This window comes from Candidatus Planktophila lacus (genome assembly GCF_002287925.1).
Taxonomy (GTDB): domain Bacteria; phylum Actinomycetota; class Actinomycetes; order Nanopelagicales; family Nanopelagicaceae; genus Planktophila; species Planktophila lacus.
In genome coordinates, this window is record NZ_CP016769.1 from 955772 (window position 1) to 975588 (window position 19817).

15 protein-coding genes and 1 pseudogene are annotated in these 19817 nt (G+C 49.0%); 1 reads left to right on the top strand and 15 read right to left on the bottom strand.

The genetic code is table 11. The annotated features are described in order from the left end of the window. Positions 1 to 7 precede the first annotated feature (7 nt). The 5 genes and pseudogenes from serA to ilvD form a co-directional block, all read right to left on the bottom strand. Positions 8 to 1627 carry a phosphoglycerate dehydrogenase gene (gene serA / locus A1s21148_RS04795; protein ID WP_190276865.1) on the bottom strand — a complete coding sequence of 540 codons (1620 nt, stop codon included), beginning with the start codon at positions 1625 to 1627 and terminating at the stop codon, positions 8 to 10. Beyond that, positions 1593 to 2618 (bottom strand): ketol-acid reductoisomerase, encoded by a 1026-nt coding sequence (ilvC, locus tag A1s21148_RS04800; protein ID WP_190276918.1) that lies wholly within the window; start codon positions 2616 to 2618, stop codon positions 1593 to 1595. Before ilvC ends, serA begins: the two co-directional genes overlap by 35 nt. Before the next feature lie 98 nt (positions 2619 to 2716). Further along, a pseudogene (ilvN, locus tag A1s21148_RS04805) lies at positions 2717 to 2959 on the bottom strand (acetolactate synthase small subunit); the annotation flags it as partial. Next, positions 2959 to 4719, bottom strand: coding sequence for an acetolactate synthase large subunit (locus tag A1s21148_RS04810; RefSeq protein ID WP_095671314.1), 1761 nt, complete (start codon positions 4717 to 4719; stop codon positions 2959 to 2961). The pseudogene ilvN and the gene A1s21148_RS04810, both read right to left, overlap by 1 nt. A 235-nt stretch (positions 4720 to 4954) precedes the next feature. After that, a complete protein-coding gene (gene ilvD, locus A1s21148_RS04815) occupies positions 4955 to 6628 on the bottom strand; it encodes a dihydroxy-acid dehydratase (RefSeq protein WP_095671315.1) in 1674 nt (557 codons plus the stop codon). Positions 6629 to 6632: 4 nt separating this feature from the next. Here ilvD and A1s21148_RS04820 point away from each other — a divergent pair, with 4 nt between their 5' ends. Next, positions 6633 to 8177, top strand: a complete 1545-nt coding sequence (locus A1s21148_RS04820; RefSeq protein WP_095671839.1) for an MFS transporter — start codon at positions 6633 to 6635, stop codon at positions 8175 to 8177. 10 nt (positions 8178 to 8187) lie between these two features. Here A1s21148_RS04820 and gatB read toward each other — a convergent pair whose 3' ends face one another. The 10 genes from gatB to rodA all read right to left on the bottom strand — a co-directional run bounded on the left by gatB (position 8188) and on the right by rodA (position 19816). Further along, a complete protein-coding gene (gene gatB, locus A1s21148_RS04825; protein WP_095671316.1) occupies positions 8188 to 9696 on the bottom strand; it encodes an Asp-tRNA(Asn)/Glu-tRNA(Gln) amidotransferase subunit GatB in 1509 nt (502 codons plus the stop codon). Continuing rightward, on the bottom strand, positions 9696 to 11192 hold the full coding sequence (gatA, locus tag A1s21148_RS04830; RefSeq protein ID WP_095671317.1) for an Asp-tRNA(Asn)/Glu-tRNA(Gln) amidotransferase subunit GatA: 1497 nt from the start codon (positions 11190 to 11192) through the stop codon (positions 9696 to 9698). Before gatA ends, gatB begins: the two co-directional genes overlap by 1 nt. Next, a complete protein-coding gene (gatC, locus tag A1s21148_RS04835) occupies positions 11189 to 11488 on the bottom strand; it encodes an Asp-tRNA(Asn)/Glu-tRNA(Gln) amidotransferase subunit GatC (RefSeq protein ID WP_095671318.1) in 300 nt (99 codons plus the stop codon). Before gatC ends, gatA begins: the two co-directional genes overlap by 4 nt. Before the next feature lie 28 nt (positions 11489 to 11516). Then, positions 11517 to 12785, bottom strand: coding sequence for a glutamate-5-semialdehyde dehydrogenase (locus A1s21148_RS04840; protein ID WP_095671319.1), 1269 nt, complete (start codon positions 12783 to 12785; stop codon positions 11517 to 11519). Positions 12786 to 12808: 23 nt separating this feature from the next. Next, positions 12809 to 13927: a glutamate 5-kinase gene (gene proB / locus A1s21148_RS04845; RefSeq protein ID WP_095671320.1), complete on the bottom strand. Its 1119-nt coding sequence runs from the start codon at positions 13925 to 13927 to the stop codon at positions 12809 to 12811. Beyond that, positions 13928 to 15418, bottom strand: a complete 1491-nt coding sequence (gene obgE, locus A1s21148_RS04850) for a GTPase ObgE (protein ID WP_095671321.1) — start codon at positions 15416 to 15418, stop codon at positions 13928 to 13930. A gap of 108 nt (positions 15419 to 15526) precedes the next feature. Then, complete coding sequence (gene rpmA / locus A1s21148_RS04855; RefSeq protein ID WP_095671322.1) at positions 15527 to 15784, bottom strand: 50S ribosomal protein L27; 258 nt, start codon at positions 15782 to 15784, stop codon at positions 15527 to 15529. Positions 15785 to 15796: 12 nt separating this feature from the next. Further along, positions 15797 to 16114: a 50S ribosomal protein L21 gene (gene rplU / locus A1s21148_RS04860; RefSeq protein ID WP_190276919.1), complete on the bottom strand. Its 318-nt coding sequence runs from the start codon at positions 16112 to 16114 to the stop codon at positions 15797 to 15799. 103 nt (positions 16115 to 16217) lie between these two features. Continuing rightward, the gene (locus A1s21148_RS04865) at positions 16218 to 18422 is read right to left on the bottom strand and encodes an Rne/Rng family ribonuclease (RefSeq protein WP_095671324.1); all 2205 of its coding nucleotides are present in this window, start codon (positions 18420 to 18422) and stop codon (positions 16218 to 16220) included. A 242-nt stretch (positions 18423 to 18664) separates the two neighbouring features. Further along, positions 18665 to 19816: a rod shape-determining protein RodA gene (gene rodA, locus A1s21148_RS04870; RefSeq protein WP_095671840.1), complete on the bottom strand. Its 1152-nt coding sequence runs from the start codon at positions 19814 to 19816 to the stop codon at positions 18665 to 18667. Between the last annotated feature and the right edge of the window lies 1 nt (position 19817).

The window sequence follows — 19817 nt, forward strand, 5'->3', positions numbered from 1 at the left end:
TCGGCGCCTAATTCACTAAGGAGACTGAACGGACGAGATCGGCACCAGTTTCCTTAGCAACTGCCGAAACAATTGCATCAGCAACAGGTGAATCAACGGTGATAGCCATCAACGCATCTCCCCCGGCGCTAGCGCGGGCAACTTGCATTCCTGCAATATTGATTCCGGCTTTACCAAGTGCGTTACCAACTGCACCAACAACGCCTGGGCGATCGGCATAGCGCAAGAAGAGCAAGTTATCGGTTGGTGGAAGATCTAAATCAAAACCATCGATTGCGATGATCTTTTCGACTTTGCGGATGCCCATCAAAGTTCCGTCAACGGTGATCGACTTTCCATTGGCAAGTGCGCAATGTAAAGAAATCATGCTGCGGTATTCCGGGCTAACTGCATCAGTATCTGAAGTCGATGTCAGATTGCGAGCAGCTGCAAGTCCTGGAGCGTTTACATAAGTAACATCTTCGGCGCCAGTTGCAAGGAGTGCGCCCTTAAGTGCGCTAATGGCCAATATTGATGAATCATGCTCAGAGATATCTCCGCGCACGTGAACATCAAGATTGGTTGGAAGTTCGCCAGCGATTGCAGTTGCGATCTGCGCCATCTTTTCAACGAGTGGAAGCGATGGACGAATTTCCTCGTGGATTGCGCCACCCTTTACGTTGACTGCATCAGGAACTAGCTCGCCAGCAAGTGCTTTACGAACTGAAACTGCAACGGCAATTCCAGCGCGCTCTTGAGCCTCATCAGTTGATGCGCCCAAGTGTGGAGTTGCAACTACTTGATCAAGTTGGAACAAAGGTGAATCAGTACAAGGTTCGGTGACATAAACATCAAGTCCAGCACCAGCAACACGACCTTCAACGATCGCATCGTGCAGAGCGGCCTCATCGAGAACGCCACCACGAGCTGCGTTGATGATGCGAACTGAAGGCTTAACTTTCTTAAGCGCTTCTACGCCGATCAAATTTGCAGTCTCTTTAGTCTTTGGCAAGTGAATTGTGATGAAGTCACTTCGGGTAAGAAGTGTGTCTAGATCAACTAGTTCAACGCCAAGTTGTGCAGCGCGGGCTGGCTGTAGGTATGGATCGTAGGCAACTACGTTCATGCCAAATGCCTGCATGCGATGAGCAACTAACTGGCCAATACGTCCGAAGCCAACAATGCCAAGTGTTTTTTCAAATAGTTCAGCGCCGGTGTACTTAGAGCGCGCCCACTTGCCATTGCGAAGTGCCGCATGTGCTGGTGAGATGAAACGTGCTGAAGCAAGTAGCAATGAGATGGCAAGCTCTGCCGCAGAGACGATATTTGAAGTTGGTGCGTTAACGACCATTACACCTGCAGTTGTTGCTGCAGGAATATCAACGTTATCTAAACCAACGCCAGCGCGTGCAATAACTTTCAAACCCTTTGCCGCAGCGATTGCTTCTGCATCCATCTTGGTTGCAGAACGGATCAAGACCGCATCGACTCCTTTGCCAAGTTCGGCAAGGAGTTCGTTGCGGTTTGCGCCATCACAATTGCGTACTTCAAAATCCGGGCCTAGCGCTTCTAGGGTTGCCGGACTTAACTCTTCAGCGATTAATACAACAGGTTTAGCCACGCGCAGCGCTTCCTTCTCGGTAATCATCTTTATTTGAAGTCTTGATCCAGCTAAACATCTTGCGAAGTTCGCGGCCTACTCCTTCAATTGGGTGAGCCTCTCCCTTTGCACGAAGCGCCTTGAATTCAGGTGCTCCTGCTTCTTGGTCATCAATGAAGCGCTTCGCAAATGCACCAGATTGGATATCAGCAAGAACTGCCTTCATATTCTCTTTAACGCTTGGGTCGATAACGCGTGGACCAGAGACGTAATCTCCGTATTCAGCAGTATCTGATACTGACCAACGCTGCTTGGCGATTCCACCTTCGAACATCAAGTCAACAATAAGTTTTAGTTCGTGCAGGCACTCGAAGTAAGCAACTTCTGGCTGGTATCCAGCTTCAGTAAGTGTTTCAAATCCGTACATAACTAGTTGTGATGCGCCACCGCAAAGTACTGACTGCTCACCGAATAGATCTGTTTCGGTCTCTTCTGTAAATGTTGTGAGGATTCCGCCAGCGCGAAGTCCACCAATTGCCTTTGCGTAAGAAAGTGTTAGTGGCCATGCGTTGCCTGTTGCATCTTGTTCAACTGCAACGATTACAGGAACTCCACGACCGCCTGCAAACTCGCGGCGAACCAAGTGTCCTGGGCCCTTTGGCGCAACCATGCAAACATCAACATTTGCAGTTGGCTTGATGTAACCAAAGCGGATATTGAAACCATGGCCGAAGAAGAGAGCATCGCCATCTTTAAGGTTAGGCAAGATTGAATCTGTGTAGATGTGGCGCTGTACGTGATCTGGCGCCAAGATCATGATGACCGTGGCTTCCTTAACAGCTTCTGCAACTGTTACAACGCGAAGGCCTTCTGCCTCTGCCTTAGCGCGTGAAGGTGAACCTTCTTTTAGACCAACGCGAACATCAACGCCTGAGTCACGCAGGTTTAGTGCGTGCGCATGGCCTTGTGAGCCGTAACCGATGATCGCGACCTTGCGACCCTGGATGATTGATAGATCTGCATCCTCTTCGTGATACATCGTTGCCACGGTGTTTCTCCTTTTTCTTTTTCGAGTTAGTTTCTTGCTTAGTTTTGGTAATCAGGTTGGGTGTCGTGAACTTCTTTGCCTTTGCCTGTCACATCTTTAATGGATATGACGCTGACAAGTTTGTCGAGCTGAGCAATAACTTGCTCGAGAGAGTGGCCTTCTACAGCCACTCCAATAACCATCTTTGAGATTGATGAGTCTTGAGTTGGTCCAACGTTGAGAGTTTCGATGTTGAATGCACGTCGCGAAAAAAGACCGGAGACGCGGGCTAGAACGCCTGGTTCGTTTTCAACGAGAACTTCAAGAGTGTGTTGACGGCGGCTAGTAGTCATTAGAGCTCCTGTGAATCCCAGTCGGGCGCGGTGGCGCGAGCGATCATGATTTCATCATTTGAAGTTCCGGCAGCAACCATCGGCCAAACCATCGCATCGCGATGTACGCGGAAGTCGACAACAACTGGTTGGTCATTAATCGACATCGCTTTCTCGATTGTCTTATCTAAATCTTCAGGGCGTTCGCAAGAAAGACCGACGCAACCCATACTTTCAGCGAGCATCGGGAAGTTAGGAACGCGCTTTGATTCGAGGTTGGTATTTGAGTAACGACCTTCGTAGAACAAGGTCTGCCATTGGCGAACCATGCCGAGAGATTCGTTATTGATAATCGCAACCTTGATTGGAATATTGTTAAGTGCACAGGTAACGAGTTCCTGATTTGTCATCTGGAAACATCCATCACCATCTATCGCCCAAACAGTTGCATCTGGTGCGCCAACTTTTGCACCCATCGCAGCAGGAACGCCGTAACCCATGGTGCCTGCACCGCCTGAGTTAAGCCAGGTGCGTGGATGTTCGTAAGAAATAAATTGCGATGCCCACATCTGATGTTGACCAACGCCGGCGGTAAAGATGGTGTCGGTTCCAGATATCTGCCCAAGTCGTTGGATTACATGTTGTGGTGACAATGAACCATCATCAGGTTGGTCATAACCCAATGGATATGTGGACTTAAGCGAATTCATCTGTCGCAACCATGCTGAGAGATCAGGTTGGTTCTTTGCAAGAGCCGCTTTAAGCGCAGGAATAAGAGCTGAAATGGTTTCACGCACATCTCCGACAACTGCAACATCGGCATGACGGTTCTTGCCGATTTCGGCAGGGTCAATATCTGCATGAAGAATCTTTGCGTTTGGTGCGAAAGTTGAAAGCTTGCCGGTAACGCGATCATCGAAACGAGCACCTAATGTGATTAAGAGATCAGCCTTTTGTAGCGCTGTAACAGCGGCGACGGTGCCGTGCATTCCTGGCATACCCATATGCAATGGATGTGAATCTGGGAAAGCACCGCGCGCCATAAGAGTTGTCACAACGGGCGCTCCAAGAAGTTCCACAAGTTGACGAAGTTCTTTATGAGCATTGGCCTTGATTACGCCGCCACCAACATAGAAGACTGGCTTTGATGATTGCGCGATAAGCGCTGCGGCATCGGTGATCGCCTGTGCATCAGGAGTTGTCTTTGGGTTGTAACCGGCAAGCTTGATTGAAGTTGGCCAGTTAAAAGAAGTCATCTTCTGTAGCGCATCTTTAGCAACGTCTACGAGAACAGGACCTGGACGACCAGTTGTTGCGATATGGAAAGCCTCTGCAATAACGGCAGGGATTTCATCAGGGTTGGTTACCAAGTAATTGTGTTTTGTAAATGGCATAGTGATTCCGCGAATATCGGCTTCCTGGAATGCATCGGTACCAATTGCCGCAGATGGAACTTGACCAGTGATGGCAATCAGCGGAACTGAATCCATCGCCGCATCCATCAAAGGAGTAACAAGGTTTGTCGCACCAGGACCAGATGTTGCGATACAGACACCAGCACGGCCAGTAACTTGCGCATAACCAGTTGCCGCGTGGCCTGCGCCTTGTTCGTGGCGAACCAAGATATGGCGAATAGATGAATCAAAGATCGGATCGTAAGCAGGAAGAATTGCGCCGCCTGGCAGCCCGAACATCACTTCTACATTTGCTGCTTCTAGGCTTTTCACCAATGAAGTCGCTCCTGTCATTGCTGTGCCGTTGGCCGTTGGTATGTGCGCCATCTTCTTACTCCTTTCCGTACTCTCTAGGTTTTACTATTTATTTCTACAACTTATTTCTTAAATGAAAAAACCCTCAGAGGATCTGAGGGCGCGTGCGTTAAAAAGGCACGCGCTATCGAATGACCACCACAATTACTGATGACGAGATGAGCGCGCACTTCTTTGACATGTGAGTATTCTCCATCGCAGATGGCAGTTGAGTCAAGGTTTGAGATGTAAGTCTCAAATTGTGAAACTAGCCGCAGACAGCGCCCTTTGAGGCCGAGCCAACGGTCTTGGAATACTTCGCCAGAACCCCACGGGTGAATTTGTGAGGAAGCGGCTGCCATCCAACTTTGCGAGCTTCGAGTTCTGCCGGGTCAACTAAGAGATCTAAGGTGCGCGCCTTGATATCAATGCGCACACGATCGCCATCTTTTATAAATGCAATCGGTCCACCATCTACTGCTTCGGGTGCAACGTGCCCAACACATAGACCAGTTGATCCACCAGAGAAGCGACCATCAGTTAAGAGCAGAGTTGATTTACCAAGTCCTGCTCCTTTAATCGCACCAGTAATCATCAACATCTCGCGCATACCTGGTCCACCCTTTGGACCTTCGTAGCGAATCACAACTACATCGCCAGATTGGATCGTTCCATTTTCGAGCGCTTCCATCGCAGCTTGTTCGCGTTCAAAAACGCGCGCTGGTCCTTCGAAAGATTCGATACCTATACCTGCGGTCTTACAGACTGCGCCATCGGAAGCAAGTGAACCACCAAGAATTGTGATTCCGACATCTGTTGAAAGTGGTGTTGAAATTGCATGCAAAATATCGCCATCTACATCTGGAGGATTAATCCCCGCAAGGTTTTCGGCCATAGTTTTTCCGGTAACTGTCATTACATCGCCATGCAATAAACCGGCATCGAGAAGCGCCTTAAGTACAACAGGTACTCCCCCGACTTTATCCATGTCGCTCATTACATAACGACCGAATGGCTTTAGATCTCCGAGTAGGGGAACTTTTGAACCAATACGGTGGAAATCATCAAGTGATAAATCAACTTCTGCTTCGTGTGCAATCGCTAGCAAGTGAAGAACTGCGTTTGTAGAACCACCAAGTGCCATAACGGCGGTTATAGCATTTTCAAATGCGCGCTTTGTAAGAATGTCGCGAGTTGTTAGACCCAGCTTGATCATATTTACAACTGCAGCACCTGATGCAACCGCGAAAGCATCGCGGCGGCGATCAACTGCAGGAGGTGCGGCAGATCCTGGAAGTGAGAGTCCGATTGCTTCGCCAACAGTTGCCATAGTGTTCGCGGTGTACATACCGCCGCAAGCGCCTTCACCTGGACAGATTGCGCGCTCAATTTGATCGACGCGTTCTTGGGTGATTAATCCGCGAGCACAAGCACCAACTGCTTCGAAGGCATCGATGATGGTTACATCTTTGCCATCTACTTGTCCTGGAAGAGTTGATCCGGCATAAACAAAGACAGATGCAACATCTATACGTGCTGCCGCCATCATCATTCCAGGCAGTGACTTATCGCACCCAGCAAATGTAACCATGCCATCAAGGCGTTCGGCCTGCATAACTGTTTCAACTGAATCGGCAATTACTTCACGAGAAACAAGTGAGAAGTGCATTCCTTCGTGTCCCATAGAAATTCCATCAGAGACTGAAATAGTGCCGAATTGCATTGGGAACCCACCGGCATCAATTACGCCTTGCTTAGAAGCTTTAGCTAAGCGATCTAACGAGAGATTACATGGGGTGATTTCATTCCAAGATGAAGCAATGCCGATCTGAGGCTTTACCCAATCTTCATCACCCATACCGACTGCGCGAAGCATTCCGCGGGCAGGTGCGCGCTCTAAACCATCTGTGACCAAACCCGAACGTGGCTTCATCTGCGACATGGCGATGAGTCTAATAGACTCCACTCATTCACTTCAATATTTAACCAAATTGCTTAACGTTTCCGAGGAGATTTCTGTGTCAAAAAAGCCCGTCCAATTAGATAAAGATGGTTTAGATCCAAATCGCTGGCGTACGCTCTTTGTGGTTGCCATTTCTCAATTAATGGTCGTTCTCGACTCATCAATTGTAAATATTGCTATCCCAAGTGCAAAGGCTGATCTCGGGATTACCGATGCAAATCAGCAGTGGGTTATCACTGCCTACACCTTGGCTTTTGGTTCTTTGCTTCTAATTGGCGGGCGCATTGGTGACTTCATGGGCCGTAAGAAAATCTTTATCATCGGGCTCGCAGGTTTCGCAGCCGCTTCCGCTCTTGGCGGAGTAGCTGCAAATCAAGAGTTGCTCTTTGCTTCCCGTGCGCTACAAGGTGTTTTCGGTGCCCTTCTTGCACCTGCAGCACTGGCAATTATTTCTGTTACTTTCACAGTACCTGCAGAGCGCGCTAAAGCATTCGGTGTCGTTGGCGCAATCTCAGGTGGTGGCGCAGCCATTGGATTAATCCTTGGTGGAACTCTTACTGAGTACTTCTCATGGCGCTGGTGTTTAGGTGTCAACGTTCCGATCGCGGTATTCGCTGGCTTAATGGCCTTCTTCTATGTCAGAGAATCAAAAGCTGGAGGCGAACATAGCTACGACATTCCTGGTGTTATCACTGCAACTGCAGGTCTCTTCTCGCTGACTTACGGTTTTAATGAAGCAGCGACCAAGGGTTGGTCATCACAGAGCACAATTACATTCTTAGTTGTCGCCGTACTTCTCTTGGTTTCATTTGTTGTAATCGAAGCCAAGGTTTCAAATCCAATGATGCCGCTGCGCGTTGTAACAGAGCGCAACCGCGGTGGTTCATACCTAGGTTCCCTAATCGTCGGAGCCGGTCTCTTCTCGATGTTCTTATTCCTAGGTCTTTACCTACAAGTCGTACTTGGGTACTCACCACTTAAATCAGGTTTTGCATTCCTGCCATTTACTGCAGGAATCATCGTGTTCGCGGGAATTGCTTCTCAGCTCTTGCCTAAATTCGGTCCTCGTCCGCTGATGGTGCCAGGCTTAGTTTTCGCAGGTATTGGTCTGCTTATGTTGACCTTGATTACCCCAGAAACTTCCTACGTAACACATGTTCTTCCATCGCTTCTCATTATGAGCTCTGGAATGGCGCTGGTCTTTATTCCGCTAACTTCAACTTCACTACACGGGGTTAGCAATCAAGATACTGGCGTCGCTAGCGCGATGATCAATACCAGCCAGCAGGTTGGTGGATCACTCGGTACTGCACTACTTAATACAGTCGCGGCAACCGCTGCGACTAACTACATCGCGGCAAACCAAAGTATGGGCGAAAAGGTGCAAGCCTTTGGAATCACACATGGTTTCACAGTTGCATTTACCGTATCTGCTGGCTTGTTATTTGCTGGTGCGATCGTGCTCTTCTTCTTTATCAACGTTGGGAAAGATTCTCTCGTTGAAACAGAAGGCGTTTCAGTTCACTAATAAATTAAAATTAATTAGTTGGCTGACCTAAGTGGCCAAGTAGAAGCTCTCGTACGCGAGCAGCATCTGCTTGGCCCTTTGTCTCTTTCATTACTGCACCGATCAAAGCACCCGCTGCAGGAACATGTCCATTACGGACTTTATCTGCAGTCTCTGCTTGCTCAGCACAAACCTTCTCAATGGCTGCCATTAGCGCGCCATCATCGTTAACAACTTTAATACCGCGCTTTGCCACAACTTCAGAAGGCTTTCCTTCACCAGCGATTACGCCTTCTACAACTTGGCGGGCCAACTTATCGGTGAGCTCGCCTGCAGCAACTAGCGCAACGATTTCAGCAACATCAGCAGGTGTGATTGAGAGATCTTGAATCGCAGAATCTTTTTCGTTTGCGATACGTGAGATTTCACCGAGCCACCAAGTACGCGCCTTAGTTGGTTCTGCACCAAGCAGAACGGTAGCTTCCACGATATCCAAAACGTCAGCGTTGATCATCGCGGCCATCTCTTTATCTGGAACAGACCATTCCTCTTTCAAGCGCTTACGACGTAGCGATGGGCGCTCCGGTAATTGCTTGCGAAGAGTTTCGATCCAGCCTGCATCAGGTGCAACTGGAACTAGATCCGGCTCAGGGAAGTAACGGTAATCCTCGGCTTGTTCTTTTGAGCGACCAGAGCGAGTTAGCCCCGACTCTTCTTGGAAGTGACGCGTCTCTTGCTTAACTTTCTTGCCATCATTTAGCAGTTCAGCGTGACGAATCATTTCACCGCGGATAGCGCGCTCGACAGAGCGTAGAGAGTTTACGTTCTTGGTTTCAGAGCGCGTTCCAAGAACTTCAGAACCGATTATGCGAAGGGAAACGTTGGCATCACAACGAAGTGAGCCTTGCTCCATCTTTACATCCGAAACCTTTAAGCCGCGCAAGATGTCACGGAGTTCGGCAACGTATGCCTTAGCAACTTCTGGCGCGTACTTGCCGGTGCCAGGAACAATCTTGGTAACGATTTCAACAAGTGGAATTCCGGCGCGGTTGTAATCAAGGAGTGAATATTCCGCGCCATGGATACGACCAGTTGCGCCGCCAACGTGGAGCGACTTTCCGGTGTCTTCTTCCATGTGTACGCGTTCAATTTCGATGCGGAACTGCTTTGGACCTTCTTCAGTTTCGATTTCTACATCGACATATCCATCGAAACAGATTGGTTCGTCGTACTGCGAAATCTGGAAGTTCTTTGGCATATCGGGATAGAAATAGTTCTTACGTGCAAAGCGGCTGTAAGGCGCGATCTGACAGTTAAGCGCCAAACCAATTTTGATAGTTGATTCGATCGCTGTGGCATTTACAACTGGTAGCGCGCCAGGTAGCGCCAAGCAGACTGGGCACGTTTGAGTGTTCGGCTCTGCACCGAAAGTGGTGCTGCAAGAGCAGAACATCTTGGACTCGGTATTTAGTTCAACGTGAACTTCTAGGCCAAGTACAGGTTCGTACTTTGAAATTACATCGTCATAGGTAAGCGCCATTATTTGGCACCTCCTAGCGCTGGAACTTGATCAATTAAATATCCGCCCCACTTGCTCACCAGCGCTGCTTCAAGTGCTCCACCGACTTCGTAAAGTCGTTGATCTTGCATCGCTGGCGCCATGATCTGGAAACCAACTGGCAGACCATCTTCATCAGCTAATCCTGCTGGCAGGCTCATTCCGCAAATACCGGCAAGGTTTACCGGAATTGTTGCTACATCTGCCAAATACATCGCGATTGGATCTTCAGATTTTTCACCGATCTTAAAGGCGGTGATTGGTGATGTTGGTGAAACCAATACATCTGCCTTAGTAAATGCCTTCTTATAATCATCAATAATCAAGGTACGGATCTTCTGCGCGCTGCCGTAGTACGCATCGTAATAACCAGATGAGAGTGCATATGTACCGAGGATGATGCGGCGCTTAACCTCGCGGCCAAATCCTGCTTCGCGGGTTGCGTTCATGACTGTTTCGGCAGATGCGCCATCGACATCGCCTGTCCGTAGTCCATAACGCATAGCGTCAAAGCGGGCTAAGTTGGAAGAGCATTCAGATGGTGCGATCAAGTAGTAAGCAGCAAGTGCATATTCGAAACTTGGGCAATCAACTTCAACGATTTCAGCGCCAAGAGATTCAAGTAGCTCAAGTGATTCGTTAAAACGGGCAAGGACACCGTTTTGATATCCATCGCCCTGCAACTGCTTGATTACGCCGATCTTCTTTCCCTTTACATCTGCGCTACGTGCTGCCGCAACAACGTTTGGAACTGCCGCGTTAATGCTCGTTGCATCCTTCGGATCATGTCCAGCCATTACTTCATGCAACAACGCAGTATCTAAAACGGTGCGACCAAACGGTCCTGCTTGATCAAGACTTGAGGAGTAAGCGATAAGTCCATAACGAGAAACGGCGCCGTAAGTTGGACGTACTCCAACGATTCCGGTTAGCGCTGCAGGTTGGCGAATCGAACCGCCAGTATCAGAACCAACGGCGATCGGTGCTTCAAATGCGCTAACCGCTGCAGCTGATCCACCACTTGAACCACCTGGAGTGCGAGTTAAATCCCATGGATTAAAAGTTGGGCCATAGCCTGAGTTTTCAGTAGAAGAACCCATTGCGAATTCATCCATATTGGTTTTACCAAGAATTACAACGCCAGCCTGCTTTAACTTTGAAACGACAGTTGAGTCATACGGCGGTTTCCAACCCTGCAAGATCTTTGATCCCGCTGTTGTCGGTACGCCTTCTTGGGCTAAGACATCTTTAAGTGCAAGTGGAACACCTGCAAGTGGGTGCAACTTCTTTCCAGCAGCGCGTTCGGCATCAACTTTGGCGGCTTGGGCAAGTGCGTTTTCGCCATCGACATGTAGAAATGCTTTTACCTTTGAATCGACTTCACTGATGCGATCTAAATGGCTTTGGGTAAGCGCAACCGAAGTCGTCTCCCCCGATGTCAGGGATGCTGACATTTGTGCAGCAGTTTTTTTAATCATTCTGCTTCACCAAGAATTTGTGGAACGCGAAAGCGTTGATCTTCTTGTGCAGGGGCCCCAGATAACGCTTGCTCTGGAGTAAGGCTTGGTTGCACTTGATCTTCACGGAAAATGTTTTCAATTGGCTGCGGATGAGATGTTGCCTTGACGCCTTCTAAATCCAGCTCTTGAACTCGCGCTACTGCGTCGAGGATGCTGCCAAATTGTGATGCCAGATTTACGAGTTCATCCTCGGTCATCTCAATGCGGGCAAGCGATGCCAACTTTGCGACATCATCACGGGAAAGGCTGCTCATAGTGTGTGAAGTTTAATGAGAAAGCGGGTTACGAGCGAATTTGCCCATCACCAGTGACGATCCAAGTGGTTGTGGTCATCGCTTCTAAGCCCATCGGGCCGCGGGCATGAAGTTTCTGATTTGAGATGCCGATTTCAGCGCCAAATCCCATTTGTTCGCCATCAGTAAAGCGCGTAGAAGTATTGACCATCACGGCTGCGCAATCAGCAAGTGCGATGAAACGGTCTGCGTTCTCTTTCTTTTCAGTCACGATCGCTTCGGTGTGATTAGTGCCGTACTTTGCGATGTGATCTGCTGCAGCATCAACTGAATCAACAACACCAACGTTCATTTCAAGGATTCCATATTCAGTGCACCAGTTTTGATCAGTGGCAGGAGTTGAAGCAATTCCAAACTTTTCAGCCACCTTCTGTGCAGTTGCATCAGCGTGCAAGATAACGCCAGCATCAGATAGCGCCTTGAGCGCCATCGGCAAAAATGTCGGTGCAATGGCTCGGTGAACCAAAAGAGTTTCGGCGGCGTTGCAAACACTTGGGCGATGGGTCTTGGAGTTAATCAAGATTGGAAGAGCTTTTTCAATATCTGCAAATTCGTCGACATAAACATGGCAAACACCAGCACCGGTTTCGATAGTTGGAACTGTAGATTCATCGACCACCATGCGGATTAGCGCGGCGCTACCACGTGGAATAACTAGATCAACTTTGCCACGTGCGTTTAGCAGTGCTTTAACGGTTGCACGATCTTCGGATGGAACCAACTGAATTACCTCTGGTGAAATTTTTGTTGTGGCTAGCGCATCTCGGATAACGGTTACGAGAACCTGGTTGCTCGCCGCCGCTGTAGAAGAGCCACGCAACAACGCTGCGTTGCCGGACATTAGCAAGATAACTGCAGCATCTACCGTGACATTTGGACGGGCTTCGTAAACCATACCGATAACACCGAATGGAACAGATACTTGTTTAAGATCTAAACCATTTGGCAGAGTTGATTGGCGCAACACTTGTCCAAGTGGATCTGGAAGATCAGCGACCAAGCGCGCGCCATTAGCCATTCCGGCAACGCGAGATTCGGTAAGAAGTAAACGATCCTGCATCTGAGGATGCATATCCTCAGCTTTTGCTCGCGCAATATCTTCGGCATTAGCCTTTAAAATCTCGGCGCTACGAGTTTCGATAGCGGCAGCAATTGCATATAAAGCAGCCTTGCGTTCGGTACCTGTTGCAGTAGATAGCGTGCGTGCCGCAGCACGCGCCTTTAGAGCTAAATCCGAAACTATCTCGACTGCATCCATTGGAAAAGTTTATCGGTTTCTATTTATCCGAGGAGTACTAAATCATCGCGGTGAACTAACTCGCGCTCATATTCTGCGCCCAAAGTTGCCGCAAGCTCTTTAGTAGAACGGCCCAGCATCTGTGGGATTTCATGCGAATCAAATGCCACAAGTCCTCGTGCAATAACTTTCTTATCTGCACTCATTATTTCGACAGTATCCCCGGCGATGAATTCGCCTTCAACCGCAGTAACACCAGCAGGTAGAAGTGAAACTCCTCTTTCGAGAATCGCTGTTACTGCTCCAGCATCGAGAATTAAGCGACCGCGTGGAGTTGAGGCATGTGCCAACCAGAGCAGACGCGATGTAGAACGTGTTCCGTGAGATGCAAAGAAGGTTCCGACTTCAGCGCCGGCTAGTGCATTTGCTGCATTAGTAAGCGATGTAAGCAACATTGGAGTTCCCGCGCCCGTTGAGATGCGCGCAGCTTCAATTTTGGTAACCATTCCCCCGCTACCAACGCCGGCAGAACCTGCGCCACCAATATCAAAATTCTCAATATCTGCGATGTGATCGACAAATGAGATTGCTTTTGCGCCCGCATGTGAAGGTGGGGCGTCATAGAGCGCATCAACATCTGAAACCAGCACAAGTAAATCAGCGCCGATTAGTAGCGACACAAGCGCGGCTAAGCGATCGTTATCGCCGAAGCGGATCTCTTGCGTACCGACTGAATCGTTTTCGTTGATGATTGGCACAACACCAAGTGAGAGCAACTTATTCAAAGTCTGTTGTGCGTTCTGATAGTGCGAACGACGAACCACATCTTCGGTTGTTAAAAGCACCTGAGATGAGACCAAGTTATGGCGTGAAAAGTTCTCGTTGTACTTTGCAATAAGCAAGCCTTGGCCAACTGATGCTGCCGCTTGTTGCGTCGCTAAATCCTTTGGACGGGTTGTTAAACCGAGTGGAGCAAGGCCGGCTGCGATTGCACCCGAAGAAACCAGAACAACTTCAGCACCACGTGAACGTAGTTGGGCAACTGCATCAACGATTTGTGAAACCGCTTGGCTATCGAGGGCAGAACCTGCAGAACCGGTTAGCGAAGATGAACCAATTTTAATTACAACGCGTTTCGCACTTGTAACTGCGCTGCGGCTCATTTACTTATCCTCTGCTGGTGTTGGATCCGTTAAGCGTGGAGTATGTGGGTCCTCCACGTTGTACTCCCATTGTTGCGCAATTTCATCATCACTTAGTTGATCGACAACACGTTCTTCTACAACCCATGAGCCTTCTAGGCGTGAGTCTTCGCCGCGACGATGCAAGTGACCGGCTAATTGTTCGGCGCCAGCTTCAATAGTTGGCTCCCATTCGAAGACAACTTCATTATCGCCAGATCCGATACGTACTTCACTTCCGGCAACCGCTCCCTGCTTGAACAACTCTTTTTCTACTCCGAGCTGTGCCAAGCGATCTGCCAAGTAACCAATTGCTTCAGCGTTCTTAAAGTTTGTTTGGCGAACCCAACGAACAACTTTCTGTCCGCGAACGCTAAATGAACCATCGGCGTTTGCGCGAACGGTGAATCCTGAATCATCTACAGCTGTTGGACGCAAGATGATGCGAGTGCGTTCTTCGGTTGCAGCCTCGGCGCGCGCTTTCTGTACTAGGCGTGCCATTGCGTAGAGAAGTTCAGTTAAGCCTGCACGGCTTGCGGCAGAGACTGGGTAAACCTCATAGCCCTTATCGCGCAAAGTTTGCGCAACCATATCGGCCATTGCTTGGCCGTCAGGAAGATCAATTTTATTTAGCGCAATAATGCGCACGCGATCTTCGAGGCCGCCGTACTGTGCAAGTTCAGATTCAATGATTTCAAGATCTGTAATTGGGTTGCGATCTGTTTCTAACGTTCCGCAATCGAGTACATGTACAAGTGCCACACAACGTTCGACGTGGCGCAAGAACTCAAGACCCAAACCTTTACCTTGTGAGGCTCCTGGAATTAACCCTGGAACATCGGCAACGGTAAAGCGAGTATCTCCTGCTTGAACAACACCTAAATTTGGAACCAAAGTTGTAAATGGATAGTCAGCGATCTTTGGGCGCGCAGCAGAAATCGCGGCGATTAACGAAGATTTTCCGGCGCTTGGATATCCAACAAGTGCGATGTCGGCAACTGATTTAAGTTCTAAGTAAAGAGTACGTTCTTCACCTGGTTCGCCAAGGAGTGCAAAACCTGGGGCGCGACGCTTTGAAGATGAGAGAGCCAAGTTGCCGAGGCCACCATGTCCACCTTGTGCCGCAAGAAATGTTGTACCTACCCCAATTAAGTCTGCAAGTTGATTTCCTTTATCGTCGAAAACCACTGTGCCATTTGGAACAGGAAGAATTAAATCTTCACCGTATGTGCCATCTTTACGATCGCCATAGCCTTGTGAACCAGATGTTGCTTTGCGATGAGGTGAATGGTGAAAATCAAGGAGCGTCGTAACACTGGAATCGACGATCAAGATTATGTCGCCACCGCGTCCACCGTTGCCGCCATCTGGACCGCCTAGTGGTTTAAATTTTTCGCGCTTAACAGAGACGCAACCATCTCCGCCTTTTCCGGCAGCGGCATAGAGCGTTACGCGATCAACGAATGTTGTCATCTCTTAACGCTCCCTTCTGGTTTTTACTAAAATTGAAATCCATAAACCGGCCTGATAAATAAAAAGAGCGAGCCACGAACGCGGCTCGCTCTCTTTGAGAAACCTAAATTAAGCGACCGGTGCAACCACGTTCACTACACGGCGACCGCGAGCGCGACCGAATTCAACTGCGCCTGCAGCTAGTGCAAAGAGAGTGTCATCCTTACCGCGACCAACATTCTTTCCTGGGTGGAAATATGTTCCGCGTTGACGAACCAAAATTTCACCAGCGTTTACTTCTTGTCCGCCAAAGCGCTTGATACCGAGGTATTGCGGATTTGAATCGCGACCGTTACGTGTCGAGGAGACACCCTTCTTACTTGCCATTGTTTACGCCCCTTATTTCACGCCGCTGATTGCGGTGATCTTGACTCGAGTTTGCTGTGCACGGAAACCTTGACGACGACGATAACCGGTCTTGTTCATGTAACGAAGGATGTCGATCTTTGGACCCTTTACTTCGTCAATAACTTCGCCGGTAACTTTTACACCGCTAAGAACTTTTGCATCTGTTGTAACGCTGGCACCGTCTACTACAAGTAGCGCAGGAAAAGTTACGGTTGCACCAGCAGCCTGGTCGATACGATCGACAGTGATGGTTTCACCAACGGTGACTTTCTCCTGGCGTCCGCCAGCTTTAACGATTGCGTACACGATTCTTGCTCCAGTTCAGTTCACGCTCATGAGGCCCAGGTGGGCTTCTTTCGAGCAGAGGCTAAGGGTACGGATTTCGTACCCCTAGGGTCAAATTGAGGCTTTTCTAGGCGGTGATGATCCCGCTGGAAGCAGCCCTGCGACGACGTCGCCCGGCTGGCTTGGCTTCTACTTCTACATCCTCATCTACCTCGGTTTTTGAAGACATTTCGGTATCTGTTTCTTCAGTATTTAGAGTTTCATGGAATTCATGTTCGGTTGCTTCAGATTCATCGGCATCGTCATGTGATGCTGATTGTGAATTTACTTGTGGCATCGGCGCCTTCATCTTTACCGGCTCCATATGGATATGAATTCCGCGGCCCGCACATGAATCGCAAGTTGTTGAGAAAGCTTCGATCAAACCTTGGCCAACGCGCTTACGTGTCATTTGTACCAAGCCAAGTGAAGTCACTTCTGCAACCTGATGCTTAGTGCGATCGCGACCAAGACATTCAACTAGGCGACGAAGAACTGCATCACGGTTTGATTCAAGAACCATATCGATAAAGTCGATAACGATAATTCCGCCAAGGTCGCGCAAGCGAAGCTGGCGAGCAATTTCTTCGGCTGCTTCCAAGTTGTTCTTGGTAACAGTCTCTTCAAGGTTTCCACCCTTACCGATGAATTTACCGGTGTTAACGTCAATAACGATCATCGCTTCAGTGCGATCGATAACTAGCGAACCACCTGATGGCAGATAGACCTTGCGGTCAAATGCCTTAGCCAGTTGTTCTTCAACGCGGAAGTCTGCGAATAGATCGCCTTTTCCGGTGTACTTCTCAAGTTTAGTTACGAGTTCAGGAGCAATAGATCCGAGGTAAGAGCTGATCTCTTCCCAAGCCTCATTGCCTTGAATTGTAAGTTTACGGAAATCTTCATTGAAGATATCGCGGATAACGCGAACTGCAAGATCTGGCTCTGAGAGCAGAAGTGCCGGTGCGTGGAAATTTGGATTTTCAGATTTCTGATAGATATCTTCCCATTGTGCTTTTAGACGTGCGACATCGTTGGTGAGTTCTTCTTCGCTAACGCCTTCAGCAGCGGTGCGGACAATTACGCCAGCTTCTTCAGGGATTAAGTTCTTTAAGATCGCCTTGAGTCGGGTGCGCTCTGATTCAGGAAGGCGCTTTGAAATACCGCTCATTCCGCCGCCAGGAACATAGACAACATAACGGCCAGGAAGTGAGATCTGGCTAGTTAAGCGCGCACCCTTTTGACCGATTGGATCTTTGGTAACTTGTACAAGGACAGGTTGACCGGTCTTTAAAACCATTTCAATTTTACGTGGTTGAGTTTCAGAGATACCTGCAGCATCCCAATTAACTTCACCGGCATATAGAACTGCGTTGCGACCTTTGCCGATATCAACGAACGCCGCTTCCATAGATGGAAGAACGTTCTGTACGCGACCGAGATAAACGTTTCCGACATAAGAAACGTTGGCGTTACGGTTTACGTAGTGCTCAACCATGACTTTATCTTCGATAACTGCGATCTGAATGCGATCACCAATCTGGCGAACCACCATCTCGCGATCTACGTTTTCACGACGAGCCAAGAACTCTCCGTCAGTAATGATTGTTCCGCGGCGACGATATGGCTCGCGATAATCTCCACGACTATCACCACGATTGTCATTGCGTCCGCCACGATCGCGATCGCGCCCACGGCTACGTGTTCCACGTTCGTTGCGCTCTGCGCGCGCAGGACGTTCGGTACGTTCGCGAACTTCGCGGACCTTAACAACTGTGATTACGCCATCTTCATCAACGGTCTCGCCAGGAGTTACACCCTCTCCAGTTGCACGGCGGCGACGACGGCGACGATGAGTTGTGCCTTCTGCAGAATCTTCGCTGGAATCCTCTGAACTATCTGTTCCTTCATCTGAAGCGTTAGCGTCGGCGCCATCTGCACCGGGCTTACGGCGACCGCGTCCACCACGACGGCGGCGACGATTGCGTCCACCACGGCCATCGGAATCTTCAGAGTCGTCAGAATCAGGCGCTGCTGCAGAAGTACTTACCTTCTCATCAGATCCGCTTTCGACTTCAACTTTCTTTGCGCTCTTCTTTGCTGCAGCCTTCGGTGCTTTCTCTTCTGGAGCAGCCTGAAAAATTGGGACAGGGATCGAAGGCGCTTTCTTCTTCGACTTGGTTTCAACCGCTTCTGTTTCGGGGGTTGTATCAACGGCTGCGCTTTGTTCGGCAGCTTTCTTCTTACTAATCTTTTTCACCGCACGTTTGCGCGGTGACTTTGGCTCAATCGCCATGGCACCAAATCCTCTATGCGTTTAAATAAACGCGCTCTGGCTTGTAGATACTCAACTAGCTAACGCCCCGAACGGGATGCGCACTTGGGTCAAATCCTTCAAGCAAATCTCTGTGGGTACTTCTGTGTTAGTCCGCCGCTGGCTGTGTGCCGCGAATTGGTTCGCGAGCCGCGCTGAACTGTTGGGGTAAGTATGCCAGAAGATGGGGGTAAATCGCGAAATGAGCGGGGTTTGCGCCTGAATTAGCCGCGGTGGCGAGCATTTACGTTTTGCAATAGACCGAAACCGATCATATTGGCGAACATGCTTGAGCCACCATAAGACAGGAATGGCAGCGGAACACCAGTCATAGGCATCATGCCTAAAGTCATACCAATGTTTTCAAATGTTTGAAATGCAAACCAAGCGATAACACCGGTGCAAACTAATTTTCCATAAGGGTCGCTAGATCTTCGGGCGATTCCAAATGCCCGCATCAAAATAATTAGATACAAGAGAATGATAAATCCGCAGCCAAGAAAACCTAACTGCTCTCCAGCAACTGTGAAGATAAAGTCAGTTTGTTGTTCAGGAACGAAACGTCCATTTGTTTGTGGGCCGTTGAATAATCCTGTGCCAAGTAATCCACCAGAGCCAACGGTGATTCGTGCCTGACGTAATTGGTAACCACTCCCCTGCGAATCTGCATTTGGATCAACAAAGGCCTGTAAGCGCTTTACCTGGTAATCATTAATAACACCGACTTGCACCGCTGCAAAACTGCCAACGATGGCAACAATGATTAATCCCGCAACCCAACGAAGTGGGGCGCCAGATACTGCAATGATTGTTACGACCGCGATACTAATAATAAAAACAGTTCCCATATCTGGTTGAGCCAGAATTAAGAGAACTGGAATTGCTGCAATAACCAGCGCCTGCATAACATCTCTGTGGGAAGGCGCATCTGAGTCGTGGCTACGCTCAGATAAAATCATCGACATACCAACGATGATTGAAATCTTTGCCAGCTCTGCCGGCTGTACTTGGAATCCACCAGGTAGACCGATCCACGCGTTTGCACCATTTACTTCTTCGCCAATGCCTGGAATCAAAACCAGGGTAAGCCCAACAACGCCGCCGATCCATAAGAACGGCGTGTACGCGCGAATCAATCGGTAATCAATGATCGTGGTTCCCCAGGCAAGTAGCGAACCGATCAAAATATTTACAACATGGCGCTTTAAGTAGTACTCGGGATCTAAACCATTTGCCGCATACCAATTTCGCGTTGCGGCATAAACCAAAAGAGTTCCGATCACCAACAACGCAGCAACGGCAATTGTGAGGATTGGATCAAAACCGGCAAAAGCAGACGGGCGCTGAGCTTTTCGGTAGTTAATGCGCTGGGACATC

What these genes read in the sequence shown, in the direction of transcription:
- serA (WP_190276865.1), bottom strand. Translation starts at nt 1,627, where the DNA reads ATGATTACCGAGAAGGAAGCGCTGCGCGTGGCTAAACCTGTTGTATTA.
- ilvC (WP_190276918.1), bottom strand. Translation starts at nt 2,618, where the DNA reads ATGTATCACGAAGAGGATGCAGATCTATCAATCATCCAGGGTCGCAAG.
- A1s21148_RS04810 (WP_095671314.1), bottom strand. Translation starts at nt 4,719, where the DNA reads ATGGCGCACATACCAACGGCCAACGGCACAGCAATGACAGGAGCGACT.
- ilvD (WP_095671315.1), bottom strand. Translation starts at nt 6,628, where the DNA reads ATGTCGCAGATGAAGCCACGTTCGGGTTTGGTCACAGATGGTTTAGAG.
- A1s21148_RS04820 (WP_095671839.1), top strand. Translation starts at nt 6,633, where the DNA reads ATGAGTCTAATAGACTCCACTCATTCACTTCAATATTTAACCAAATTG.
- gatB (WP_095671316.1), bottom strand. Translation starts at nt 9,696, where the DNA reads ATGGCGCTTACCTATGACGATGTAATTTCAAAGTACGAACCTGTACTT.
- gatA (WP_095671317.1), bottom strand. Translation starts at nt 11,192, where the DNA reads ATGATTAAAAAAACTGCTGCACAAATGTCAGCATCCCTGACATCGGGG.
- gatC (WP_095671318.1), bottom strand. Translation starts at nt 11,488, where the DNA reads ATGAGCAGCCTTTCCCGTGATGATGTCGCAAAGTTGGCATCGCTTGCC.
- A1s21148_RS04840 (WP_095671319.1), bottom strand. Translation starts at nt 12,785, where the DNA reads ATGGATGCAGTCGAGATAGTTTCGGATTTAGCTCTAAAGGCGCGTGCT.
- proB (WP_095671320.1), bottom strand. Translation starts at nt 13,927, where the DNA reads ATGAGCCGCAGCGCAGTTACAAGTGCGAAACGCGTTGTAATTAAAATT.
- obgE (WP_095671321.1), bottom strand. Translation starts at nt 15,418, where the DNA reads ATGACAACATTCGTTGATCGCGTAACGCTCTATGCCGCTGCCGGAAAA.
- rpmA (WP_095671322.1), bottom strand. Translation starts at nt 15,784, where the DNA reads ATGGCAAGTAAGAAGGGTGTCTCCTCGACACGTAACGGTCGCGATTCA.
- A1s21148_RS04865 (WP_095671324.1), bottom strand. Translation starts at nt 18,422, where the DNA reads ATGGCGATTGAGCCAAAGTCACCGCGCAAACGTGCGGTGAAAAAGATT.
- rodA (WP_095671840.1), bottom strand. Translation starts at nt 19,816, where the DNA reads ATGTCCCAGCGCATTAACTACCGAAAAGCTCAGCGCCCGTCTGCTTTT.